The following is a 23,477-nucleotide window of genomic DNA, read 5'->3' as shown; positions in this document are numbered from 1 at the left end:
GCCCCGGCCAAGTGTGCGAGGGGGTCGACCCTATGGGGCGCGGCCGAGCGAAGGCGAAGCAGACCAAGGTTGCCCGCGACCTGAAGTACCGGACTCACGAGACGGACTTCGGCGCGCTGGCGAAGGAGCTGCACGGAGAGGCGACTCACTCCACGAGTGAGGTCGAGCCCGACGAGGACGAGTGGTCGGACTATGCCGACCCCCGTCGTCGCGCAGACTGACTGATCGCACCTGATCACCTCACCCGGGGGGACCGGGTGGGTGGGCGTACGACCGCGCCCCGGCGCGGAGCGTGCACGGGTGTGCTGCGCCGGGACGACGAGCCGGCGCGTCCTGACCTCACGGTGAGGACGCGCCGACCCGTCGCCGGCGAGCGGGGTCAGCGCAGGTGGATGCCGCGCAGGCGGCCGACCTCGCGCATGCGGCGCTCCGCCAGGCGGTCGGCGGCCTCCGCGCTGGTGACGCCGTCGGCCTTGGCGAGCTCGAACACCCGCCGAGTGGTGTCGAAGATGCCCGTGGCGCGCTGCTTGGCGCGGTCGAAGGAGAAGCCCTCGAGCTCGTCGGCGACCTGGATCACCCCACCGGAGTTCACGCAGAAGTCGGGTGCGTAGAGGATGCCGCGCTCCTCGATCTGCTTCTCGATGCCCGGGTGCGCGAGCTGGTTGTTGGCCGCGCCGCAGATGATCGTGGCGCGCAGCACGTCGAGCACCTCGTCGCTGATCGCGCCGCCCATGGCGCACGGGGCGTAGACGTCGATCTCGCTCGCCACCAGCTCCTCGGTGGACGCGACGGCCTCGACCTGCGGGAACTGGGAGCGGATCGCCTCGACCGACGGGGCGTGCACGTCGGTGACGACCACCCGGGCGCCGTCCTCGATGAGGTGCCGCACGAGGTGGCGACCGACCTTGCCGACGCCGGCGATGCCGACGGTGCGGCCCGCGAGCGTGGGCTCGCCCCACGCCTGCTCGGCGGCGGCCCGCATGCCCTGGAAGGTGCCGAACGCCGTCAGCACCGAGCTGTCGCCAGCGCCGCCGTGGGCGACGGTGCGGCCGGTGACGAAGTCGCACTCGCGGGCGACGTGGTCCATGTCCTCGCTGAACGTGCCCACGTCGCAGGCGGTGAAGTAGCGCCCGCCCAACGACTGGACGAAGCGGCCGTAGGCGCGCAGCAGGGCCTCGGTCTTCAGCTCCGCCGGGTCGCCGATGATGACGGCCTTGCCGCCGCCGAGGTCGAGGCCGGCGAGCGCGTTCTTGTAGGACATCCCCCGCGAGAGGTTCAGGACGTCGACGATCGCGTCGTCGGTGCTGGCGTAGGGGTAGAACCGGGTCCCGCCGAGGGCCGGGCCGAGGGCCGTGGAGTGGATGGCGACGATGGCCCTGAGGCCGGTGGCGCTGTCGTTGCAGAAGACGACCTGCTCGTGCTCGGTGCCGAGCTCGAAGACGTCGACGCCGGTGGGTGCTCCAGACATGCTCGTGGGTCCTTTTCTGTGGGTGCGGCCGCGGGGTGTGCGGACCTGGTCGTGCGGTCGAGGGGTGGTGACCGCCGTCACGCTCAGGGTAGACCCGGGCCGTCACCGCGACCGCATCACCACCACGTCGCCGTGGGTGCCGTAGCCGAGCAGGCTCCCGCCGGCCGCCCGGCCGTTGAAGGTCACCATCAGCCACCCTTCGTCGGTGCGCGCGACGGTCGGCCAGGGGAGGTTCGTCGGGTACGGCGCGTCCAGCGTCCCGAGGTCGCGCATCGCGAGGTCGAACGCCGCGAACCGCGCGCGTTGCCCACGTCTCGAGTCGCGACCGTCGCTCGCGAGCACGACCATCCGGCCGTCGACCTCGACGAGGGTGGTGCCCTCGGTCGAGCGCCGGTCGGTGGCGGCGCCGAGCAGCCGCAGGTCCTCCAGGCTGGCCCCGCCGGCAAGGGCCGGGTGGAAGTCGAAGAAGCGCCGTGCGCTCACGAACCCCACGAGCCACCCACCGTCGCGGTGCACGAGGTGCGGGTCCCACGTGGCGATGGATTCCAGCCCGTCGGTCGGCAGCGGCAGCTCCCGGGTGTCGAGGACGTGCGTGCCCCGCAGCACGTCGGTGCCGGTGGGCGGCTCGGCGAGGGTGACCCGCAGGCCGGCCGGGGTACGACGTCCGGCGCGCGTCGTCGGCGCCTCGAAGTCGCCCCACGTGCTCGTCGCGACCAGCCAGCGGCCGGCGGCGCGCACGACGTGCGTGGCGTGGTCGCCGAAGACCCCCGGGCGGTCGGGTCGCCGGAAGAACAGGTCGGCGCTGTGCGCAAGGTCGAGGGTGTCGGGGTCCAGGCGCCACACGCTCGTGTGGGCGGTGTCGAAGAAGCCCGGCCCGGCGGACGTCGCGGTCAGCCAGAGCGCGCCGCCGTCGCGCAGCGGCGCGCCGTCCTCCTCGGTGACGAAGCGGACGTCGCGCAGGCCCAGCTGGCCGAAGCCGCCCGCGAGGCCGCCGGCGGGTGGGAGCTCGACCTGGAGACCGGCCAGCGCGGCCTCCTCGCGGGTGTCGAGCACCTCGCGGAGGTCGTGCCGGGCCCGCGCCACCCAGCCAGCGGGCTCGAGGCTCCACGCGGTGGCGTGGGTCCCGGTGAGCGTCACCGCGAGCCCGGTGGGCGACTCCGTGCGGTGGAAGCGCCGGCTGCGGTGGTCGGTGCCGTCGACGTCGAGGGACACCGAGCCGCCGTCGGCGACGGCCGCGAGGCGGCTGCCGCCGAGGTGCAGCGCGACCGGTCCGGCGACGTCGGGCGTGGTCGCAGCGACGTACGGCGCCACCGAGGGCAGCGGCACGGTGCCGCCGGAGGCCCGGTCGAGGCGCACCGAGCCGGGGGAGACCAGGTCGACGGGCCGCGTCCGGCGGACGATCTCGAGGCGGGGGAGCACCGGTCCATCCTCGCCGACGCGCCGGACGCCGCACGGGGACCACCTCCCGGACACGCAGCAGGGCCCCGATCGGGACGTGATCGGGGCCCTGCTGTGCTTGTGGGCAGGGGCGGGGTCGAACCGCCGACCTATCACTTTTCAGGCGATCGCTCGTACCAACTGAGCTACCTGCCCAAGCGTGGTCGAGGATACATGAGCCCACACCCGCGGTGGCAATCGGCTCAGGCCGCCGGGTCGCGCACGGGCAGCTCGAGCCAGAAGGACGACCCGACGCCCGCGGTGGACTCGCCGCGGACGGCGCCGCCGTCGCGCTCGGCGATGGTGCGCGCCATCGGCAGCCCGAGGCCGCTGCCCTGGACGGTCGGCTCGGCGTAGCGGACGAAGGGGTCGAAGACGTGCTCGAGCCGCCCGGGCGTCAGGCCGGGGCCGTCGTCCCGGACGATGATGCGGACCATCTCCTGGCCGCTCTCCCCGAGCAGCCGCTCGGTGGTGAGGTGGACCTCGCCGCCCGCCGGGCGGTGGTGCGTGATGGCGTTGCCCACCAGGTTGCTCAGCGCCTGCCGCACTCCCGAGGGGTGCGCGCGCACCGTCGCGTCCGGGTCCACGTCGACGACGAGGGCCACCCTCGCGGTCCCCGCCGGCACCCGGTGCCAGTGCACCACGTCGGCCACGGCGTCGGCGACCAGGACGTCCTGTCGCTCCTCGTCGCCGGCCAGCGTCCGTCCGGCGCCGAGGAGGCTGTCGACCACGCCGAGGAGCTGCTCGCACGCCCTCACGATGACCGGGCCGTCGCGCAGCATCGCCCCCGACACCGGGTCGGCCGGCGTCTGGTCCGCCTCGTCGATCAGCACCTCGGTGTAGCCGAGGATCGCGGACAGCGGCGTGCGCAGCTCGTGGCCGACGGCGCCGAAGAACTGCTGGTAGGCCTCCTGCGCCTCCGCGCCGGCCGCGATCGCCTCGGCCAGCGCGCGACGCGACTGCTCGAGGGTGAGCCGCGAGAGGATCGCGGCGTTGAGCAGCCGGAAGTCCTGCACGAGGCGCTCGTCCCAGGGGCCGGGCCGCCGGCCCCCCACGGAGAGGCTGCCGAACATCGTGCCCCTGCCTGCGAAGGTCGACGCGATGAGGCTCTGGACGCCGACCCGGGCGAGCTCGGAGCGGTCCTGCTCGGCCTCGGGCGGCAGCAGGTCGCGGTCGGTGAGGACGACCAGCTCGTGGCGGGCGATCTTCGAGAGCCAGGGCATGCTCAGCGCCGCCTCCGGGCCCGCGTCCGGGGACGGCAGGATCGTGCAGGGCGAGCCGGGTCGCACCCACTGACGCACCCACGCGCGGCCGCCGAGCCGGGCCCAGTCCCCGGTCGCCTCCGGGGTGAAGCTGGTCAGCGCGACCGCGACCACCTCGACCCGCGGTTCGGACATGAAGTGCGCCGCGGTGCGGACGATGGCGTCGTCCGGGCTGATCTCACCCTGCAGGATCGCGGTCGCGAGCTCGCCGGCCGCCCCCGAGACGGCGCCGCCCGACGCGTCCTGCAGCGCGGGGTGCGTGCTCACGGTCCACCTTCTCTCGGGGCGACGGTGAACCGGCAGGGCGACGGACGGATGCCGCGGCTCTGGTCGATCCCGACGTGCTCGCTCAACGTGATGACGTGCGTGCCGGCCCACTGCGCCAGCCGCACCAGCTGTGCCAGTCCGAGCGTACGACCGGGGCAGGCGTGCGGTCCGGCGCCGAAGGGCAGCCAGGCGCCCGGGCGCTGGTCCGCGGTCCGCCAGCGGTCCGGGTCGAAGCCGGCCAGCCCCGCGGGGTCGCCCGGCACGAGGGTCTCGAGGCGGCCGAGCAGGAGCGGGCTGACCATGACGACCGCCCCGGAGGGGATCGTCACGCCGTCGAGGTCGACGGCCGTCGTGGTGACCCGGGCGGTGATCCAGGTGGGCGGGGTGAGCCGCAGCGTCTCCCACACGGCGTGCACGGGATCCACGGTCCGGCCGGGGGCGCCGCCCAGCCAGGCCAGCAGCCAGGCGCCGGCGGCGATCGGGACCTGCACGCCGGCGGCGAGCAGGGTGGCGGTCAGCTCCGGGGGCTGCCCGGGTCCCGGCGCGGCGGCGAGGACGTCCTCCAGGGCCAGCCGCGCCCGGTGCTCGGCGCGGCGGGCACGGCTCCAGCGGCGCGGCGGGCGACGGGCGGCGATGACGGGGGCCAGGGCGTCGATCCAGGCCAGCACCAGGTCGGCCACCTCGTCGCGCGAGCGTGCGTCGACCGAGGGGAGGACGGCGGCGGTCGTGGAGCGGGCCACCGGCCGGCGCAGCAGCACCATGGCGTCGTACGGCTCGCCCCGGAGCTCGCGGACGTGCGCGGCGACGGCTGCCTCCCACTCGCGGGCGAAGGTCTCCACGCCGGCGGCGACCTGGTCGGGGGTGAGCGGGGGGAAGGTGACGTGGCCCGAGCGGGTGTCGCCCCGGCTGCCCGACAGGTCGCCGCTGCGAGTGACGTCCCCCGGGAAGTCGAAGACCGCAGGATCGGTCAGCACGCGCCTCGCCGCGGCGGGCGTCGCCGCCAGCCACGGACCGCTGGACCCGAGGGGCACCACGCCGGAGCGCGGTGCCGCAAGGACAGCGCCGAGCCGGCCACCGGCCGACTCGGCGCTGCCGACGTGCCTCAAGGCTGGTGCCTCACGAGTGGTGAGTCACCGACCCGTCAGCGACGGCCGGGGCCCGGGCGCCACATGTACATCGACTGCAGCTGGGTGGCGGCACGCTTGGCCTCGATGCGGGTGCGGATGCGGTTCATCATGGTGATCCTCCAGGGTTGGGGTTGGCCTGCACGCCGGTCGACGTGCAGGGACACCACTCGGAGCCCCGGACCCGGTGTTGCGCTTCAGGGACGGGTTCAGGACTCCATGTCGCGTAGTGTCTCGGCAATAAGATCAGTCAATTGCTGGATCCGCAGCGGCTTCTGCATGACTCGTTCGATCCCGAGCTCCTGGAGCACCGCCCTGTGCTCGCCCGCCCAGGCGCTGATCACGACGATGCGCAGGTCCGGTGCGACGTCGGGGTGCGACCGCAGCCACCGCACCACGTCCACGCCCGTCATGCGCGGCATGGTCAGGTCGAGCAGCATGACGTCGAAGGACTCGGCCTGCAGCGTCTCGACCGCGTCCTCGCCGTCCACGGCGGTCGAGGCGTCGTGGCCGGCGCGCTCGATGAGGCGGCAGAAGACGTCGCGGATGTCCTCGTTGTCGTCCACCACGAGGAACCGCAGGTGCCGCCCGTCACTGCTCACGAGTCAAGGTTAGTCAAAGGCGATGGCAACGCGCTGGGAGTCTCGCAGTTTGCTCCGTGTCCGATCGCCGCGTGCGACGGCCCCGCGACCCCACGGGCACGCCGAGCCCGTGGTTGGGAGGCGGGCGCGTGCTGGCCCTATGCTGGGCGTCGTTCGACCGGGTCCGTCCCGGACGGGCTGGCCCCCATCGTCTAGCGGCCCAGGACCCCGCCCTTTCACGGCGGTAGCGCCGGTTCGAATCCGGTTGGGGGTGCGACCAGGCCCCGGTGGCGCCGCCGATTGTGTGGCACCGAAGGCCATGGGTTAGAGTTCCACCCGCTTCACCAGGAGCACCTGGCCCCGTAGCGCAGTTGGTTAGCGCGCCGCCCTGTCACGGCGGAGGCCGCGGGTTCGAGTCCCGTCGGGGTCGCCAGCGCACGACCGAACAGGGTGAGCCACCAGGCTCACCCTGTTCGGCATTTCCGGGCCCGCGACGGACTTCCTGCGGCTCCTACGCTGTGCGCATGCCGATCGAGCTGTCCGACGACGCCTTCGACGAGATGGTGGGTCGCGCCCTCGACGGGCTCCCCGACGAGCTGGCGCGCCTGGTCGACAACGTCGTGGTGCTCGTCGAGCCCGAGGCGCCGGCCGACGACCCCGACCTGTTGGGCCTCTACGACGGGCTCGCGCTGACCGAGCGGCCGGCCAACCACGCCGGGATGCTGCCCGACCGGATCCTGCTCTTCCGCGGCCCGCTGCTCGACATGGCCGAGACGGTCGAGGACCTCGAGGAGGAGGTGCGCATCACGGTCGTGCACGAGGTGGCACACCACTTCGGGCTCGACGACGACCGGCTCCACGAGCTGGGCTGGGGGTGACGCCGGGCGTCCTGATGGGCGTCCCGGCAGGCGTCCAGGCAGGCGTCCCGGCAGGCGTGTCGATGGGCGGCGGCTCGACCACCGGCGCCGCGGGCTAGACCAGCGCCGCGCCCAGGGCCCAGCCGGCCGCGCAGCCGCCGATCGCCAGGACGGTCGTGGCCAGCACGTACGCCGTCCGCACGCGGCGCGGCGCCTCGACCGCCTGCACGGCGAAGGACGAGAACGACGTGAACCCCCCGCAGAACCCCGTGCCGAGCAGTGCCCACGCCGCCTCCCCGAGCGACAGCGCGGCGAAGAGGCCGAAGGCGACCGACCCGAGCGTGTTGACCAGCAGCATGCCGCGCGGGAACACCCCGTCGAGCCGCGCGAGCAGGTAGCGCAGCGGCGCCCCCGCGGCCGCGCCCAGCGCGACGAGCAGCGCCGTCACCGCAGCGCCTCGTCGGGCTCGCGACGGCGGGCCAGCCACCGGCCGAGGGCGGCGGCAGCCAGCCCGGCCGCGAGCGTGAGTGCCACGTGGGCGCCGGCCGCGACCTCGTGGCCCGATGCGGCGAGCTCGCGCACCTGGCCGGCCCAGGTGGAGACCGTGGTGAAGCCGCCCAGGACGCCGGGGCCGAGGAGCGTCGCGACGCGGTGCGAACGGCGTACGGCCGCCAGGGCGGGCAGCGCGCCCAGCGCGAGGGCGCCGACCACGTTGACGGCCGTCGTGTGCCACGGCAGCAGCGTGGCGGGTGCCACCGAGTCGACCAGGTGTCGCAGCAGCGCGCCCGCGGCCCCGCCCACCGCCACCAGCGCGAGGTCGGTGGCTCGCAGGGGCGCGGTGGTCACCCGACCCGGCTGGCCGAGCGTGCGTCAGGAGGCGGGCTGCCCCTCCACGGCTGCGCGGCCGCGCCGTCGAGCTGGTGGACCAGCTCGCTGAGCAGCCAGTTGTGGAAGGCGCGCTCGAGCGGGGTCCGCGCCATCGACAGCAGCCGCTCGGCGCGGCAGAACGCGTCGGCGACGTCGAACATCTCGGTCATCGTGACGAAGATCGGTCCGGCCTCGCGGACCATCGGGAAGGTGACGTCGACCCGCGGCAGACCGCGAGCCTCCGCGTCGCGCACCTGCTCGCCGAACGAGTCGGGGAACTGCCGCTCGAAGTTGGCGAACATCGAGGTGAGGTCGCCGGCGAGGGGGTAGTCGGACTGGTGCGACAGCGACAGCAGGCGCAGCTCGCGGCGCAGCTCGTGGTACTGCCGGCGCAGGCTGGCGTAGAGCGGGATGTCGAGCCCGATGAGGCTGACGTCGACGGCTTCCTCGCTGGTCGGCTCCGGGTGCGAGCGGTCGTGGTGGTCGATCACCCACTCGGCGGCGCCGGCGTCGGTCATCTCGGGGGCGGGCTCGAACCAGACGATCTTGCCGTCGCCCTCGATCGTCGCACCCCAGGCAGTGGCGCACTGCGCGACCATCGACAGGCCGCGTCCGAAGGTGAGCAGCAGGTCGAAGTCGTCGTCCTCGGCCACGACCGGCGGCACCGGCGGTCGCGTCGACCCGTCGACCACCTCGATGCGGGGGTGCGTCGCCGTGCCGCGCACCCGCACCTTGTAGGGCGCGGACGCGTGGAGCAGTGCGTTGGCCACCAGCTCGGAGACCCCGAGCTCCGCGCACTCCACGAGGTCCGTCCGCTCGAGCCGCTCGCAGATGGTGCTGACCCACCGCCGCGCGTCGGCCGCGGCGCGCGGCGACGAGGCCAGCGTCAACTCAGAGCTCAGCGGCACTGGGACTCTTTTCAGCGAGCGGGGGGCGGACAGTCCAGTGGGCGCACCTCTACCCGGGTGCGAGTGGTTCAAACCTGACCAACCATAGTTTCTCCGACGTCTGGGTAGTGGGTGTGAGCAAGTAGACGTGCCCGGCGTTTCGCGCCTCAGCGGTCGCGGAGGACAATGGACGTGAGCGGACAGCACGACGGCCCCCAGACACCAGGAGATTCCATGACCTCCACGCAGGCACCTCGTCACAAGGTCGTCGTGATCGGCTCCGGCTTCGGCGGCCTCTTCGGCACCAAGGCCCTCCGCCGTGCCGACGTCGACGTGACCGTGGTCGCGAAGACGACGCACCACCTCTTCCAGCCGCTGCTCTACCAGGTCGCGACCGGCATCCTCTCCGAGGGCGAGATCGCGCCCCCGACCCGCGAGATCCTCGCCGGCCAGGACAACGCCCAGGTCATCCTCGGCGAGGTCACCGCCATCGACCTCGAGGCCCGGACGGTCACCTCGCAGGTGCTGGGCCGCGACACCGTGACGTCGTACGACTCGCTGCTGGTCGCCGCCGGCTCGGGGCAGTCCTACTTCGGCAACGACCACTTCGCCGAGTTCGCTCCCGGCATGAAGAGCATCGACGACGCCCTTGAGCTGCGCGGACGCATCTTCGGTGCCTTCGAGATGGCCGAGCTCGGCGCCAACCGCGGCGACGACGTCGACCACCTGCTGACGTTCGTCGTCGTCGGCGCGGGACCCACCGGGGTGGAGATGGCCGGCCAGATCGCCGAGCTCGCCCACCGCACGCTGCGCAAGGACTTCCGCGCGATCAACACCCGCAACGCGCGCATCGTGCTCATCGACGCCGCCGGTCAGGTGCTCCCGCCGTTCGGCAGCAAGCTCGGCGCGAAGGCGAAGTCCGAGCTGGAGAAGCTGGGCGTCGAGGTCATGCTCGGCGCGATGGTGACCGACGTCGACGAGCGCGGCCTCGAGGTCAAGTTCAAGGACGGGCGCGTCGAGCGGATCAACTCCGTCGCCAAGATCTGGGCCGCCGGCGTGCAGGCCAACCCGCTGGGCAAGACGCTCGCCGAGCAGACCGGCGCCCCCCTCGACCGCGCGGGCCGCATCTCCGTCAACCCCGACCTGACGCTCCCCGGCCACCCCGAGGTCTTCGTCGTCGGCGACATGATCGCCCTCGACAACCTCCCCGGCGTCGCCCAGGTCGCCATCCAGGGCGCGAAGTACGCCGCCAAGGAGATCCGCAACCGCGTCGAGGGCAAGCCGCCGCAGGGCCCGTTCAAGTACTTCGACAAGGGCTCGATGGCCATCATCAGCCGCTTCCGCGCCGTCGCGATGGTGGGCAAGCTCCGCCTCACCGGCGTCATCGCCTGGCTGATGTGGCTGGCGGTCCACCTGGTGTACCTGACCGGCTTCAAGAACCGTGTCTCCGCGCTGATGCGCTGGGCGGTGACGTTCATCAGCAACGACCGCTCCGAGCGCACCACCACCGAGCAGCAGATCTTCGCCCGGGCGGCGCTCGCGCGGCTGCGGCGCGGCGCGGCCGACCTGGTGTCCGACCCCGGCATCTACGACGCGACGCGGGCCATGATGGAGGAGACGCGTCGCCAGGAGCTCGAGCAGGCGGCCGCGCGCGAGGCCGAGCTCACCGACTCCGGCATCCGCGGCGTGCCGGCCGATCGGGTCGGCGGCGCCTGAGCGGCGTACGTCGGCTCAGGCCGGCGGTGCGACCACCTGCTCGAGCTCGCGCCTGACGGCGTCGGGCACGGGCCCGTCGGCGGCCAGCAGCCGCTCGGCTACGAGGCGGTGCGCGACGGCGAGGGCGTCCTCGGCGTCGCAGGCCACGTCCGGCACGACGCCAGTGCCCTCCCAGTTGCTGCCGGTGTCGGCGACGACGACGCGCTGGGTCGGCAGGCGCAGCACGAAGTGGGCGTCGACCACCACCGACTCGACCGGGTTGCGGCACCGACGGTCGTCTCCCCGACCACCGTCGCCCGGCCCATCGCCTGCAGGTCGTAGGCCAGCTCCTCGGTGCCGGACGGCGTCCGGGCGCTCACCAGCACGTAGACCGGCTGCGTCACGAAGCGCGGTGCGGAGAGGTGCGTCTGCGTCCAGGTCTGCAGGACGACCGTCCCGTCGCGGTCCACGACGTCGAGCAGCTTGCGCGTCGGCGGCGCCACGAAGTGGCTCACCAGGTAGGCCACTCCGGTCGGCGCGCCGCCGGTGCTGAGCCGGACGTCCAGCAGCAGGGCGGCGCACCGGCCCAGGAACGACAGCGCCGCGTCCAGCACCGGGCCCGTGCCCTCCGGCTCGTCGAGGGACTCGACCACCAGCAGGCCGACGTTGCCGGGGAGCCGTTCGACCTTGGGGACGCCCTGGTTGTGGTGGTCCTGCTCGGCCCAGTAGGTCGCGAGGTAGGCGGGATCGGACCACTCGTCGCCCGAGGCCGGGGCCTTCGCCGTGGCGCTCCACCGGAGGGAGAGGTGGCGGTCCGCCGACGCCTCGCGCAGCACCCGGGTGACGGCGTCGGCGAGCTCGGCGCCGGCCAGGCCCTCGAGCCCGCCGCCGCCCAGCGCCGCCGCGAGCGCGTCGGCGGTGCGGGCCCCCACCTCCGGGACGACGTAGCGCTGCCGCAGCTGCGAGGTGATCCGGTCGGCGAGGTCGCGGTCCATCCCGCGGACGCTAGACCCGGGCGGCGTCCGGCGGCGAGCCGGTTTCCTGTCGGGCTGCCGGCGAGAGGTCGTGGCCGGTCACGCGGGCGCCGACGCGGAACGCGACGACGGCGATGACGACCCCGGCGACGTCGTCGGCGACGTAGTGCCAGCCGAAGTACAGCGTCGCCACGACCGTGGCGGCGAAGTTGACCCACAGCACGACGCGGACGGTGTGGCTGCGGACCGTGTGCCGCGCCATGAGCGCCCACAGCAGCGCGATGGCGGTGTGCAGGCTCGCGAAGCCGGCGACGCCCTGGTAGTCACCCTCGCCCCAGAGGAACCCCTGCCGTGAGTAGACCAGCGAGTCCATGAGGTCCGAGGTCCCGTTGGGTGCGAGGTCGCTGGTCAGCCACGGGTAGGCGAGCCCGGGCCCCAGGGTCGGGAGCAGGTAGTAGGACACCGTCCCGAGGGTCCACGCGACGCCCTGGGCGGTGACGAACCACCAGCCGTGCCCGATGTTCCGCGACCAGACCAGCCACACGGTGACCAGGACGGCCACGAGGGGGATGTAGGCCAGGTAGACGGCCGACAGCAGGTGGGCGGCGACGGTGGTCCCGAGGAGGTCCTGCAGCACCGTCGCCGGGTCGTGCCCGAGGAGGAGCAGGCGGTCCAGCACCCGCAGCTCGCTGTCGTACTTGACCTCCCGCACCAGCGGCAGGAGCGACTTCAGGTTCCGGTAGGCCACGTAGACGACGTAGAAGCCCGAGATCCCGACCACGACCAGCTGCAGCCGGGCCCGGGTCCAGTGCGTGGTGAGCCGCTCGCGGACCGCCGCCACCGTCCGGCCGGGGTGCAGGCGCCCCTGCCACAGGGCGCGGGGGAGCAGGTCGATGACGATGGCAGCGACGCACAGGACCGGGAGCCGCACCCACGACGGACCGAGGAAGCTGCCCTCGGGGTCCGCCACCGGGCGGTCGAGGGCTGCGCTGGCGATGAAGGTGACCGCGCCGATCAGGGCCGCGTTGGCGACCAGGAAGCCCCACGAGCTCCGTCCCTGCCACCGTGCGGGTGCGTCGAGGGGAGGGGCGGCGGGCGTGGGCGGCATGGGACTCCGGGCGTGGTGCTGGGCGTGGGCTGGGGCGTAGGCCTCCAGGGGCTCGAACCCTGAACCAACGGATTAAAAGTCCGCTGCTCTACCCATTGAGCTAGAGGCCCGGGGGGTCAGTAGATTAGTCGGGAGAACCCTCGGGATAACTCCTGTGTAGTTCGACCACCCGTCGCGACACTACCCGGTCCCGCGCAGGAGACGTCAGGGCAGGCATGCTGCAGTCCCCCGGGCCGGGCACGGAGTAGGTGCGGACGAGGGGACCTTGTCGCGGTACCTATGGGGCGCAGGTCAGCCAAGTGCCGAGTGGCTGTACTCAACCGACCGCGGATCCACCTTGGTGGTCAGGATGTGCTCCCGCGTGCTGTCCACCTCCACAAGGGCTCGTCCGCCCTCGACTATCTCGTGGACTACCACGTGCACGTGCCAGCGCCATTCCGCAAGGGTGACGTCCAGGTCGCCGTCCTTGGTCTGGACGGCGATGCCGGCGGTCCACAAGCTCGGGGTTGGCGGCCAGGAGACCTCGATGGTGCACTCGTCCTCGGGGTCCGGCTCGAACGTCGCGGTGACCACAGCACGGTCCTTGTCGGACCACTCCACGATGGGCTGGTTCGCGAAGTCCTCGGACATGCAGGTCCACGCCCATTCACCGGGTTCCCGGGTCCACACCGAAAGGCCGCGACTGGCCCACGTGTCGTCGACGAACTTCGGTCCGGCCCAGTCGGGGGGCAGGGGCCACTCGGGTTCGTGGAGCGGGGCCTGCGGGTTCATGCGGGTCATGGCGGTCACCCCAGTCCGAAGTAGCGCTCGAAGAAGTCGGTCAGCTTGGTGACCACGCGCTGCTTCTTCGCGCCATGCTCTCCTCCTGGGGAGAACCGGGAGGTGGGGGGCAAGATCTGGGTGATGGCGGTCCCCGCGGTCGGGACGGCGCCGGAGCGGAAGGCCTCGTCGACGAACGCTCGCGTCTCGGTGTCCTTGAGCCTCTCGGCTGCGATGAGGTCGGTGAGCTCGGCCTCCTTGCGTTCTGAGACGAAGTTCGCCCAGTCCTTGTCCACGCCGGCGGCGGAGATGGAGTCGACGAACTCCATGATGAGGTCGCGCTTGTTCCGCAGGGACGGGCTGGAGTCGACTGCGTTCTGGATGGTGACGAGGGCTTCGAGCTCCCTGTCGGAGCCGTTGCCCTTGGCGTCGCGCCACTTTTGAACGAGCAGCAGGATGTAGTCGATGTTGACCTCAAGCTGCTTGATGAGCTCTATCTCGAAGACGACGTCGTCGAGGATGGATTCCTTCTCCGGGGCATCCTTTCCACGATGCTTGTCGTGCAGGTTCAGGTAGACGGACTGGTAGTCCTGCAGCTGCCGCGGGGTCAACAGGGTGTCGCCGGTGAACTCGTCGAACGAGGTCAGGATGTTCCGGACGCGCAGGATGGCGCCGAACAGACTCACGAACCGCTTCTCGGCGGCCTCTCCGAGCGGATCCTCCTCGACCGGAAAGGTCGATGTCAGCTCCGTGACGAGACTCTCGTACGCCGAGTAGTACTCGTCGAAGTGCTTGAGCAGCACGATCCCGTGCGCGTCCTTGTTGCCGAACAGCGCCAGCGCGTCGTCGACGTTGTCCTCGAGGTTCCGGAAGCAGACGATGTTGCCGTAGGTCTTGACCGAGTTGAGGATCCGGTTGGTCCGGGAGAAGGCTTGGACGAGTCCGTGCTGCCGAAGGTTCTTGTCCACCCACAGCGTGTTCAGGGTCGTCGCGTCGAACCCGGTGAGAAACATGTTGACCACGATGACCAGATCGAGTTCGCGGGACTTGATGCGCTTGGCGAGGTCCTTGTAGTAGTTCTCGAACTTCGTCGCGGAGGTGTCGTAGCTGGTGCCGAACATCGCGTTGTAGTCGGCGATTGCGCGCTCAAGGAAGTCCCGAGATGAGTCGTCGAGGTCACCGGTGTCGAAACCCTCCTCGCCAAGGATTCCGCCGCTCTCCTCGTTCGCGGGGTAGGAGAAGATCGTGCCCACCTTGAGGGGCTGGAATCCCGGCACGTTCTGCTGGCGCTGGGCCTGCTGCTTTGCGAACTCGTCGTAGTACAGACGCAGCGCAGGGATGGATGAGACGGCGAACATCGAGTTGAAGCCGCGCACCCGCTTGTCGGACAGCGTGTACCCAGCGGTGCGCTTCGTCTTGGCGTCGAAGTTGTCAAGGATGTACCCGACGACGCCGGAGATGCGGTCGGGATGCATCAGCACCTCGTCGGTGTCGATCGCCTCGACCTCCTTGTCCGCGACTTGGTCGGCGACCCGGACCGTGTCGTGGTAGGAAACCTTGAACGGCAGTACGTTCTCGTCGCTGATTGCGTCGACGATCGTGTAGGTGTGCAGACGGTCTCCGAAGACCTGCTCCGTGGTTCGCAGAGCGCCGCGGCTGGCGCCAGCGTTCTCGCCGAAGATGGGCGTGCCGGTAAAGCCGAAGAGGTGGAACTTTTTGAACGCCTTGCGGATTCCGGTGCCCATGTCCCCGAATTGGCTGCGGTGGCATTCGTCGAAGACGATCACGAGATGGCCCGAGTAGATCTCGTGGCCCTTGTTCTGCTCGATGAAGCGGGCCAGTTTCTGGATGGTGGTGACGAGGATTCGCGAGTCGGGATCCTCGAGGCGCTTCTTGAGCTGCGCGGTGTTGCGGGTGCCGTCGACCGCTCCCTTCTCGAACCGGTCGTACTCCAGCATGGTCTGGTAGTCGAGGTCTTTGCGGTCGACGACGAACAAGACCTTCTCGACACCGGGGAGCCGCGAGGCCAGCTGGGCCGTTTTGAAGCTGGTGAGCGTTTTGCCGGAGCCGGTGGTGTGCCAGATGTAACCGCCAGCGGCTCTGGTGCCGAGCTGGCGATGGTTGGTTGCTGTGGCGATGCGCTGGAGGATCCGCTCTGAGGCGACGATCTGGTAAGGCCGCATGACCAGCAGGGTCCGGGCGACGTCGAAGACGCAGTAGCGGGTCAGGATGTTGAGCAGCGTGTGTTTGGCGAAGAACGTCTGGGTGAAGGACGTCAAATCGCCGAGGCGCTTGTTGTCGGCGTCGGTCCACCACGACGTGAACCCATAGGTGTTGGAGGTCTGCTTCCGGCCGCGGCGTCCGCCCTCGGCCTCCTTGATGCGGCGGTCGCGCGTGGTGTTGGCGTAGTACTTGGTGTGGCGTCCGTTGGAGATGACGAACAACTGGACGTACTCGAACAGCCCGGAGTCGGCCCAGAAAGACTCGCGCTGGTAGCGGTCGATCTGGTTGAACGCCTCCTTGATCGCCACCCCACGTCGCTTGAGCTCGACGTGCACCATTGGCAACCCGTTGACGAGGATGGTGACGTCGTACCGATTCGCGCGTCGTACCCCAGCGGCCTGCCCGTCGACCTCGTACTGGTTGATGACCTGGAGCCGGTTGTTGTGGATGTGGGTCTTGTCGATGAGGCTGATGTTCTTCACAGATCCGTCATCGCGGACCAAGACCTGAACGTGGTCCTCCTGAATGCGGGCGGTCTTCTCGACGATGCCGTCGTTGCGCGAAGCGATCTTCTCGGTGAAGAACCGCATCCACTCTTGGTCGCTGAATGTCACCTGGTTGAGCGCCCCGAGCTGTGCGCGGAGGTTGCTTTCGAGGTCGGAAGTCCTGGTGATGTGGAGTCGCTCGTATGCCTGGGCGACGAGCTGGGCGATGAACGCGTCCTCGAGCGCTGCCTCACTCTGGTAGCCGTCGTCATCGTCCGCGACTGGCTCGTATGCCGCCACGACGGTGGACTCATCGCCGACCATGATCGGCTCGAAGTGAGTGGCGCTGCCAGGCTGGCCAAGTTCCTCGAAATCCTGGGTCATGCCGTCTTCCTCGGGAAGTTCAAGAGCAGGTTGCGGTAGTACTCGTGCTGCCTGCGACGGGCCTCGATCTCGTCCGAGAGGCTCTTGACGAGTGAATCCGTATGTTGCGTCAACGCATCGAGAAGGTCGATGATGCGCCGCTGTTCCTCCACAGCCGGAAGGGGGAACTCAAGGTTGAGTATCTGGTCCTTCTTGAGATGCGTCTGATCCTGTCCGTTGTCCCAACGGAGGAGTTGGTCGTTGCGGTTCAAGACGTAGTACGCAAACCGTGGCAGGACTGCGTGCTCGCTGAGCGTTCGTAGGATGCAGACACGCTGATTCACGGCGTATTCGCCATCCGCGGGAACCAAGAAAGCACGCGCGAGAGCGCGGCCCTTGGGCAAGTCGGACATCACGAGGCAGACGTCGCCCCTCAATGCAGGTGTTCGAACGTCCGCCGATGGCACACGGCGGACATGCAGTCCGTTTGACGAAATGAAGCGCGCGGTGACGAGCGAGACGTCGCCGTCCGGGTCGACTAGTCGCTCGTGAGCGCGCCCGTTCTCGAAGTGGACGATCTCTCGCAGCACTACCCGAGGGACAGCCGATCCGAATGAGAGCAGCGTCCTTCTGTGATGCTCGGCAAGGCGAGATCGGGCGTCAAGTTCTGCCGCCAACTCGGTTCGTAAGCCAACTTCCAACCGTTCCAATTCTGCAAGGGCTTCCACCACTGCGCGCTGGACCGCAAGCGGCGGCACGGCCATGTTGAAGCGTGCGATGGCTTGCTTCGAGCCGCGGGGCATCTTGGCTCCCTTGGCGTTCGCGGAGTTGTAGTCGAAGAAGCTGTCGGAGGCGACGACGCGGTACAGATACTCGGGAAGCACGCGGCCTCTCCAACGACCACTGATTCGCAGCACTAGGACGTCGCCTGAGCTTCCGCCGCTCCGATCAGCGAGCCATACCTTCTTCAGGTAGGGGCGGATGTTGCCCAGCAGAATGTCGCCAGGCCTGTACTCGGTGACCCGTGCTGTGTTCGGTTGGTGGGAAGCGTCTGTTCTTCCCTTCCGGTCTGCCAAGAGATTGTCGACACCGACGAAGTTCGTGGCATCAAGTGTCGATGAGTCGACTCTCGAAGTCGAGTAGGGCGCCACTTCGCCAAGCGGCTGCATCTCGACTCCGTCAGGGCAGAACCTTGCGAGGAGGTCATCGACCCTGCTCATGAGTCAGCCTCGAGTTCGACCAAGAGGGCATCTAGCTGATCGCGCAGGACCGCCTGCCGTTTCACGATCTGGTCGACCTCGGCGTTGAGCGCGACGATGTCGACGGCTTCGCGGGTATCCGCTCCCTTCACCCAGGAGGAGACGGTGAGCAGGGAGTCGTTGTCGAGAATCTGCTCGTTGGTGACGATCTTCACGAAGTGTTCGACATCTTCGCGCGCCGAGAGTGCGTCGAGGATGCGGCCTTGATTATCCAGGGTGAGCTTGTTCTTGTTGCCCTGCCGGGCAAACTCGGCGGAAGCGTCAATGAACACTACGTCGTTGGACAACTTCGACTTCTTCAGCACTATGACGCAGGTCGCGATTGGCGTACCGAAGAAGAGGTCGGGTGGCAGCTGAATGACGGCGTCAACGTAGTTGTTGGCGACGAGGTAGTCGCGGATCTTCTTCTCCGCGCCACCGCGGTAGAGCACGCCGGGGAACTCGACGATGGCGGCGGTGCCGTCCACGGAAAGCCAGTGAAGGATGTGCATGACGAAGGCCATGTCGGCCCTGCTCTTGGGGGCGAGCACCCCGGCGGGAGCGTAGCGCTCATCGTTGATGAGCGTGACGTCGGCGTCACCCGGCCAAGACACTGAGTAGGGCGGATTCGAGACGATCGCCTCGAACGGCTCGTCGTCCCAGTGCGCGGGGTCGGTGAGCGTGTCGCCGTGCGCGATGTCGAACTTCTCGTACGGCACGTCGTGGAGGAACATGTTGATGCGCGCGAGGTTGTAGGTGGTCAGGTTGATCTCCTGCCCAAAGAACCCCGCGCGTACCTTGCCGTGGCCGAGCACCTTGGCGAACTTCAGAAGCAGCGAGCCGGATCCGCACGCGGGGTCGTAGACCTTGTTGATCTCAGTCCTCCCAGCGACCGCGATTTTTGCGAGGAGCTCGGAGACTTCCTGAGGGGTGTAGTACTCGCCACCGGACTTGCCGGCCGTGGAGGCGTACATTCCCATCAAGAATTCGTAAGCGTCTCCGAAGAGATCGTTGGTGTTCTCGGAGAACTCCCCGCCGAGCGGGAGGCCGCCAATGGCGTCGAGTAGCTTGACCAGCCGCTCGTTCCGTTTGGCGACCGTCGGCCCCAGTTTGGCGCTGTTGACGTCAAGATCGGCGAAGAGGCCCTTGAAGTCGTGCTCGGACGGCGTGCCGACCGAGGAGCCCTCGATGTTGGCGAAGACCCGGGCCAAGGTCTCGTTCAGGTTCTCGTCGCCCCGGGCGTTGGCACGCACGTTGGCGAAGAGCTCGCCGGGCATGATGAAGAAGCCCTTTTCGGCCACAATCTCGGCGCGACCATGCTCCGCGTCGGCGTGACCCAAATTCGCATAGTCGAAGTCGGGGTCACCCGCCTCCCGCTCAGCGGCGTTGAGGTACGCGGTGAGGTTCTCGGAGATGAACCGGTAGAAGAGCATGCCGAGGACGTAGGCCTTGAAGTCCCACCCGTCGACGCTGCCCCGCAGGTCGTTGGCGATCCTCCAGATGGTCTTGTGGAGTTCGGAGCGCTCGGCTTCCTTGGTCATCTGCGACACGCGTGGGATTCCATTCTGGGACGTTGAGGGGTGAGCGTGGGGTGCACCAGCAGGGCTCGGCGGGCGCTGACCGTCGGGCACCCTAGGGGTAGGCACCTCGGAAGGGTCGCTCGTGCTGCTCATTCGGGGGCCTCGCTGGGGTCGAGTTCAACGTTGAACCGTACGGCCTCAAGGAGGGTCCTTGCCGCAGCTTCAGCTGCGGCCTGCAATGCGATGGCTCCGGCGCCGAGTTCTCGAAGGGCGGTGATCGCATCGACGAGTCGTTGCTGATCGGCGAGGGGAAGGACGGGGATTTCCAGCGACTTGAGGTCCGCCTTTGGAACGGTGTGCCCCGTTTGGAAGCGCTCGTTCCAGGACCCGACAAGCGCGGCCGCCAGGTACTCGGGGAGGATCTGGTCAGGCTGGGAGACCCGGACACGCTGGACGCCGATGCCGATCGCATGGCCGCCTTGGTGGTCGACCATGGCGTGGATGCCGTTCATCGTGGTGACGAGCACGTCGCCTGGCCTGGTGAGGTCTGGGTTGAGGCTCAAAGAGTCGCCGAGCGCGGGTGTCTCGTTCTCGAGGGAGGCGAGCGCCCCGGATCGCACATCGCGAGGCGTGATGACGGAAAGCGGGCCGCCTTCGTCGGAGCGCTGGCGCCCCGTTCGCACGTTGATGGCGTCGACGGCGATCAGGTCCCGCATGGCAATGAGTCGAGCCTGCGAGGTGGGGGCAGCGTGTGTGAACCCCTCCTCCAGTCGCCGCGCCTGGTCGCCGATCAGGCTGGCGGAGCTGGCCACCTGGTGTCGCGCCGCGTGGTGGAGGCGGCGGATCTCCTGTGTGTCGGTGTCCTTTTCGCCGATCCACCTGCGCGGCGTTAGTACGGATCCGCTGGAGAGCAGTTCCGCGTAAGGGACGACGGCCCAGGGCGGGTCATCCTCTGCTTCCTGACCCCCGCCCAGAGCCATCCACCGTCGGACATGATTCTCGGCGTCGGGTACGTCGCTGCCGTCGACGAGGAGAACCGTGTCGTCGTTGGCGTCGCCGGGTGGGCACAGCATCCAGAGGGCGAGGGGGACCGAGATGCCGGGGTGCATCTTCCCAGGAAGGGCAACGATGGCGTCCACGCACCCGTGTCGGATCAGCTCGCTACGGATGGCGCCTTCTTGTCCGCCGCGGAAAAGGGAACCCATGGCGGTGATGACGTGGGCGCGACCACCGTCTTCGAGGTGGGCAAGACAGTGCTGGATCCAGGCGAAGTCGGCCGAGGAGGCTGGTGGAATGCCATAACGCCACCGGGGGTCGTTGATGTTGCGAGACCCTTCCCACTTCAGGGCGATGGGCGGCTCGAGGACGATGTGCCTTGCCTTCAACGCGGGGTCCGGGTCCTTGGCAAGGACGTCGCCCACCACGACATCGGTCTGGACCCCGTGGAGGAGGAAACGCTGTTGCGCTGTTCGCGCGGCGTCGGCGTTGACCTCGTGCCCGACGAAGTGGTCGTCGTTGCCGTGGTCTTTGGCGACTTGCAGGAGCGCCTCGCCGATACCGCACGCGGGGTCGTACACAGGTCCGTCGACGAACTCGACCATGTTGGCGAGCGCCTTGGAGGTGCGGGACCCGACGAAGCCGAACTCGAACCCGCCGCGGCCTCGCGTTGTGTTCAGGCGAGCCAGGATTCGGTCGGTGACGTCACCCAAGTCAGCCGGGTCGATCTGGTCGACTGCCAGGACGAGGGCGGCCACGACGTTGTGAGGGACCCTGTTGATCCAGTGGGTCGGGACGTCGGCGAGGTCGCTCCAGCGCTTGTCACGAAGTGACTCGGCGGCCGCCACGGTCAGCTGGGCGCCGAAGCCAATCTGGGGTGAGTCTGCAACGATCTGCTGCCAGGGCGGCATCAGGCTGGCGCTTTCGTCGGACAGCCTGCGCGCGGTGGCGACCGTGAGGGCCATGTCGACGAGCTCCTCGGTGCCGAAACCGGCATCGCGCATCACCGACAGCGCCCTCCACAGCGATTCCTCCTCGGCGTTGCGGCCAAGGGAGTACCCCTTGGTGGCCAGCCAGGCGTCCACCTCGCGTCGATCGAAGAGGGGGCTGGTGCTGCTACCTGCGACGGGCGGGGGGAAGTCGACGTTGCGACGGCGCCAGTTGCTGACGGTCGGGCGCTGGACGCCGGCGAGGTTCGCGATCTCGCTGGACGTGATCAGGTGTTCGTTGCGCGGGGGGTTCTGGTCGGGGCTCATCAGGCGGACACCTTCTCATCGGCATGCAGGAGATCGGACAGGAAGACCACATGGGTGGCCGCGAGTCGGAGCCGGGCGGACAGGGTTTCGGTGCGTGCTGCCACCGTGACGATCACCCCTTGGCTTGTCAGCGGGGCTACGGCGGAGGTGAAGATGCCGTCGCCCGAGACGATGACGACGGAGTCGAACCGTTGCCCGACGGTGTAGTCCAGGTGATCCAGCAGCGCCAGGTCGGCTCCGTCTGGACCCGAACGAACCTTGCGCAGCGGCTGGCCGGGCCAGGCAAAGGCTGCGACCTGCATCGCGTGGTGGCTGCCGGCAAGGACGACCTGGTCACTGCCATGGATGAGGCCACTGGCGGCCAGATCGTCATGCCACGCCGCTACCGACGTAGGGCAGAGGTCGGCCCCGCCGGCGAGGTTCTCGATGTCGACCAACACGAGCCGTCGTCCCTGCCTAATGCGCTTCTTGGCGGGGAGCGCGACCCGTGAACCTGTTGACATACCCAACTCCTAACAGCGGTTTTCTGATTGACGTGCGCCAGTCAATCACGTGGACTCATTGACTGCAAGAGTTTTCAGAAAACTAGTGTCGCAGGTCCATCGGGGTTAAGTGAGGCTCGGGACGGGCCGGTGGCTGCTTGCCCGTCTGGCACCCAGTCGGCGGCCCGTTCCCGGAGGGCGGCCGGGGTGTTTCACCTCCTTTCGTCCGGCCGCCCTCAAGCACGGACCGTGCGCCAATGGTCGGGCTCGTTCCTCTGTGGAGTTGTCAAGTGGCAGGTCCGTTCCGAAGCGACGCTCCGTTCGTGAGAAGGAGCGGGCTGGCCGGTCGGACGACGTGGATGGTCGGTGATGGCTGCGGGGGCGCAATCCCCGTACCTGAGTGGCCGGCGGACGTCTCCCACGGGTCGTGGCCCAGCGAAGTCGTTCACACGTGGCTACTTGAGAAGTCCGCGGGCTGACGCGCTGGTATGTGGGCACTGGACGACGTTGCTGCGTCTCGGGAGGACGGGGGGTGACGCCGACCGGCCCGCAGCTGAGGTGCGCTGCGGGCCGGTCGGGATGGTCGGCACTTGTGGCCGTGTCGTTGATCAGATGGCTGCGGCGAAGGACTCACCGTCGTCGTCGGGGCGGATGGTCGTACGGGGCCTGGTCGCTCCCAGTGCGCGCCACATGGCCTCCTTGCTGCTTCGGCCGCTGAGGGCCCACGCGGTGTCGGACCCGTGGCTCAAGAGCGTGGCACCGACCCGCCACTGGGTGATGCTGCTCGCGGTGATGTCGCCGGTGGGAAGGCCGAGCTGAGCGATGAACCGGTCGATGCACCGCTGAGCGGAGGCGGTGGCCGACGGCGATCCGGGCTGGTGCGTGTCCTTACCGCGGTTCTGCGGCGTGTAGAGCAGCGGGGTGGTGGGGTCGAAACCGGCCCGGAGGGCGTGCTGGAGGTGGCGGCTGAGGACGAAGCGCGTGAAGGGGTCGAGGTGCACGAAGCGGGACTTCAGGTGGGCGTTGCCGGCGGCCAGCAGCTCGGTGGGCTGTTCGGCGTCGTCGCTGTCGTCGATCCGGACGGCGGTCGTCTCGCCTGGCACGAGGCCGGCGTCGAGGAGGGTGTACACGGCGGCGGTGTGGTGGCGAGGGTCGGAGGTCGCGGCCAGGTACGCCGCGACCCGGAACAGCACGACCTCGTCGTCGGCGAACGCGCGACGTACCTGCACGGTGCGGCGAGTCAGCCGGACGGCGTGGGCGTACACGGTTGCCGGGTCGGTCCCAGGCGACGAGGTCTCGATCGTGCTGGCGGCCAGTGCCGCGATAGCGACCATCAGGTTGCGGTAGGCGTGCAGTCGTTCGGCGACTTCGGTGGCGTGGTAACGGCTAACCGCCGTGTCCTCGATTCCTGCTGCGATACCGAGCACGCGTGCACCGTTGGCGGCCAGCTCGAGTGTCGTAATCTGGTGTTCGACGAAGAGTTCCTCCAGGTCAGCGAGGAGAGCGTCGATGCCGGCGGCGGCCGGCTGGGGGATGAGGCCGATTTCGTCGTTGAGCGCACGCAGCCGCTCGATGCCCGTCACGGCCGGGAGGGTCCGCAACGTCGGAGAGAGGTCCGGCTTCTTGTT

At 69.3% G+C, this 23,477-nt stretch carries 20 protein-coding genes and 4 tRNA genes; 5 read left to right on the top strand and 19 right to left on the bottom strand.

Annotation, left to right across the window (positions count from 1 at the left end; all coding sequences use genetic code 11):
- The first annotated feature begins 32 nt into the window (after positions 1–32).
- The gene (locus tag J3P38_RS06500; protein ID WP_210438998.1) at positions 33–221 is read left to right on the top strand and encodes a DUF3073 domain-containing protein; all 189 of its coding nucleotides are present in this window, start codon (positions 33–35) and stop codon (positions 219–221) included.
- A 158-nt stretch (positions 222–379) separates the two neighbouring features.
- On the opposite strand, the gene J3P38_RS06495 is transcribed toward J3P38_RS06500, so the two are convergent.
- From J3P38_RS06495 to J3P38_RS06470, 6 genes are all read right to left on the bottom strand, one after another.
- Positions 380–1,468 carry a Glu/Leu/Phe/Val family dehydrogenase gene (locus J3P38_RS06495; protein ID WP_210438997.1) on the bottom strand — a complete coding sequence of 363 codons (1,089 nt, stop codon included), beginning with the start codon at positions 1,466–1,468 and terminating at the stop codon, positions 380–382.
- A 102-nt stretch (positions 1,469–1,570) separates the two neighbouring features.
- Complete coding sequence (locus tag J3P38_RS06490; protein ID WP_210503041.1) at positions 1,571–2,887, bottom strand: hypothetical protein; 1,317 nt, start codon at positions 2,885–2,887, stop codon at positions 1,571–1,573.
- Positions 2,888–2,987: 100 nt separating this feature from the next.
- Positions 2,988–3,061 (bottom strand) — tRNA-Phe (locus J3P38_RS06485).
- A gap of 47 nt (positions 3,062–3,108) precedes the next feature.
- Positions 3,109–4,434 (bottom strand): sensor histidine kinase, encoded by a 1,326-nt coding sequence (locus J3P38_RS06480; RefSeq protein ID WP_210503040.1) that lies wholly within the window; start codon positions 4,432–4,434, stop codon positions 3,109–3,111.
- Positions 4,431–5,540, bottom strand: a complete 1,110-nt coding sequence (locus J3P38_RS06475) for a cytochrome P450 (protein ID WP_210503039.1) — start codon at positions 5,538–5,540, stop codon at positions 4,431–4,433. The genes J3P38_RS06480 and J3P38_RS06475 overlap by 4 nt, the downstream gene beginning before the upstream one ends.
- A gap of 227 nt (positions 5,541–5,767) precedes the next feature.
- Positions 5,768–6,160 (bottom strand): response regulator, encoded by a 393-nt coding sequence (locus J3P38_RS06470; RefSeq protein ID WP_210503038.1) that lies wholly within the window; start codon positions 6,158–6,160, stop codon positions 5,768–5,770.
- Between the two features lie 180 nt (positions 6,161–6,340).
- Here J3P38_RS06470 and J3P38_RS06465 point away from each other — a divergent pair.
- The 3 genes from J3P38_RS06465 to J3P38_RS06455 all read left to right on the top strand — a co-directional run bounded on the left by J3P38_RS06465 (position 6,341) and on the right by J3P38_RS06455 (position 7,017).
- Positions 6,341–6,413 (top strand) — tRNA-Glu (locus J3P38_RS06465).
- Positions 6,414–6,495: 82 nt separating this feature from the next.
- A tRNA-Asp gene (locus J3P38_RS06460) sits at positions 6,496–6,572 on the top strand.
- A gap of 91 nt (positions 6,573–6,663) precedes the next feature.
- The gene (locus tag J3P38_RS06455) at positions 6,664–7,017 is read left to right on the top strand and encodes a metallopeptidase family protein (protein WP_210438992.1); all 354 of its coding nucleotides are present in this window, start codon (positions 6,664–6,666) and stop codon (positions 7,015–7,017) included.
- A gap of 94 nt (positions 7,018–7,111) precedes the next feature.
- Here J3P38_RS06455 and J3P38_RS06450 read toward each other — a convergent pair whose 3' ends face one another.
- Genes J3P38_RS06450 through J3P38_RS06440 form a run of 3 tightly spaced genes read right to left on the bottom strand, consistent with a single transcriptional unit; the run spans position 7,112 to position 8,771 of the window.
- The gene (locus J3P38_RS06450; protein ID WP_210503037.1) at positions 7,112–7,444 is read right to left on the bottom strand and encodes a fluoride efflux transporter FluC; all 333 of its coding nucleotides are present in this window, start codon (positions 7,442–7,444) and stop codon (positions 7,112–7,114) included.
- The gene (locus J3P38_RS06445; RefSeq protein ID WP_210503036.1) at positions 7,441–7,842 is read right to left on the bottom strand and encodes a fluoride efflux transporter FluC; all 402 of its coding nucleotides are present in this window, start codon (positions 7,840–7,842) and stop codon (positions 7,441–7,443) included. The genes J3P38_RS06450 and J3P38_RS06445 overlap by 4 nt, the downstream gene beginning before the upstream one ends.
- Entirely contained in the window at positions 7,839–8,771 is a 933-nt protein-coding gene (locus J3P38_RS06440) for an ATP-binding protein (protein ID WP_210503035.1), read from the bottom strand. The genes J3P38_RS06445 and J3P38_RS06440 overlap by 4 nt, the downstream gene beginning before the upstream one ends.
- Before the next feature lie 213 nt (positions 8,772–8,984).
- Between J3P38_RS06440 and J3P38_RS06435 the strand changes: the two genes are divergently transcribed.
- Positions 8,985–10,466, top strand: a complete 1,482-nt coding sequence (locus J3P38_RS06435) for an NAD(P)/FAD-dependent oxidoreductase (RefSeq protein ID WP_210503034.1) — start codon at positions 8,985–8,987, stop codon at positions 10,464–10,466.
- A 98-nt stretch (positions 10,467–10,564) separates the two neighbouring features.
- Here J3P38_RS06435 and J3P38_RS06430 read toward each other — a convergent pair whose 3' ends face one another.
- The 10 genes from J3P38_RS06430 to J3P38_RS06385 form a co-directional block, all read right to left on the bottom strand.
- Positions 10,565–11,440, bottom strand: a complete 876-nt coding sequence (locus J3P38_RS06430) for a S41 family peptidase (protein ID WP_210503033.1) — start codon at positions 11,438–11,440, stop codon at positions 10,565–10,567.
- 10 nt (positions 11,441–11,450) lie between these two features.
- The gene (locus tag J3P38_RS06425) at positions 11,451–12,527 is read right to left on the bottom strand and encodes a phosphatase PAP2 family protein (protein WP_210503032.1); all 1,077 of its coding nucleotides are present in this window, start codon (positions 12,525–12,527) and stop codon (positions 11,451–11,453) included.
- Positions 12,528–12,564: 37 nt separating this feature from the next.
- A tRNA-Lys gene (locus J3P38_RS06420) sits at positions 12,565–12,637 on the bottom strand.
- 181 nt (positions 12,638–12,818) lie between these two features.
- Complete coding sequence (locus J3P38_RS06415; RefSeq protein ID WP_210503031.1) at positions 12,819–13,307, bottom strand: hypothetical protein; 489 nt, start codon at positions 13,305–13,307, stop codon at positions 12,819–12,821.
- 5 nt (positions 13,308–13,312) lie between these two features.
- Positions 13,313–16,378: a type I restriction endonuclease subunit R gene (locus J3P38_RS06410; RefSeq protein WP_210503030.1), complete on the bottom strand. Its 3,066-nt coding sequence runs from the start codon at positions 16,376–16,378 to the stop codon at positions 13,313–13,315.
- Entirely contained in the window at positions 16,375–17,577 is a 1,203-nt protein-coding gene (locus J3P38_RS06405; RefSeq protein ID WP_210503029.1) for a restriction endonuclease subunit S, read from the bottom strand. The genes J3P38_RS06410 and J3P38_RS06405 overlap by 4 nt, the downstream gene beginning before the upstream one ends.
- Positions 17,574–19,136 (bottom strand): type I restriction-modification system subunit M, encoded by a 1,563-nt coding sequence (locus J3P38_RS06400; protein WP_246855860.1) that lies wholly within the window; start codon positions 19,134–19,136, stop codon positions 17,574–17,576. Before J3P38_RS06400 ends, J3P38_RS06405 begins: the two co-directional genes overlap by 4 nt.
- A 128-nt stretch (positions 19,137–19,264) precedes the next feature.
- Positions 19,265–21,367: an N-6 DNA methylase gene (locus J3P38_RS06395; RefSeq protein ID WP_210503027.1), complete on the bottom strand. Its 2,103-nt coding sequence runs from the start codon at positions 21,365–21,367 to the stop codon at positions 19,265–19,267.
- The gene (locus J3P38_RS06390; RefSeq protein ID WP_210503026.1) at positions 21,367–21,807 is read right to left on the bottom strand and encodes an NYN domain-containing protein; all 441 of its coding nucleotides are present in this window, start codon (positions 21,805–21,807) and stop codon (positions 21,367–21,369) included. The genes J3P38_RS06395 and J3P38_RS06390 overlap by 1 nt, the downstream gene beginning before the upstream one ends.
- A 650-nt stretch (positions 21,808–22,457) precedes the next feature.
- On the bottom strand, positions 22,458–23,432 hold the full coding sequence (locus J3P38_RS06385; protein WP_210503025.1) for a site-specific integrase: 975 nt from the start codon (positions 23,430–23,432) through the stop codon (positions 22,458–22,460).
- Between the last annotated feature and the right edge of the window lie 45 nt (positions 23,433–23,477).

Origin of the sequence: Nocardioides xinjiangensis (genome assembly GCF_017916455.1) — a bacterium.
Lineage (GTDB): Bacteria > Actinomycetota > Actinomycetes > Propionibacteriales > Nocardioidaceae > Nocardioides > Nocardioides xinjiangensis.
Note: the sequence above shows the minus strand (reverse complement) of the source record. Positions and strands in the feature narration are given on the sequence as shown.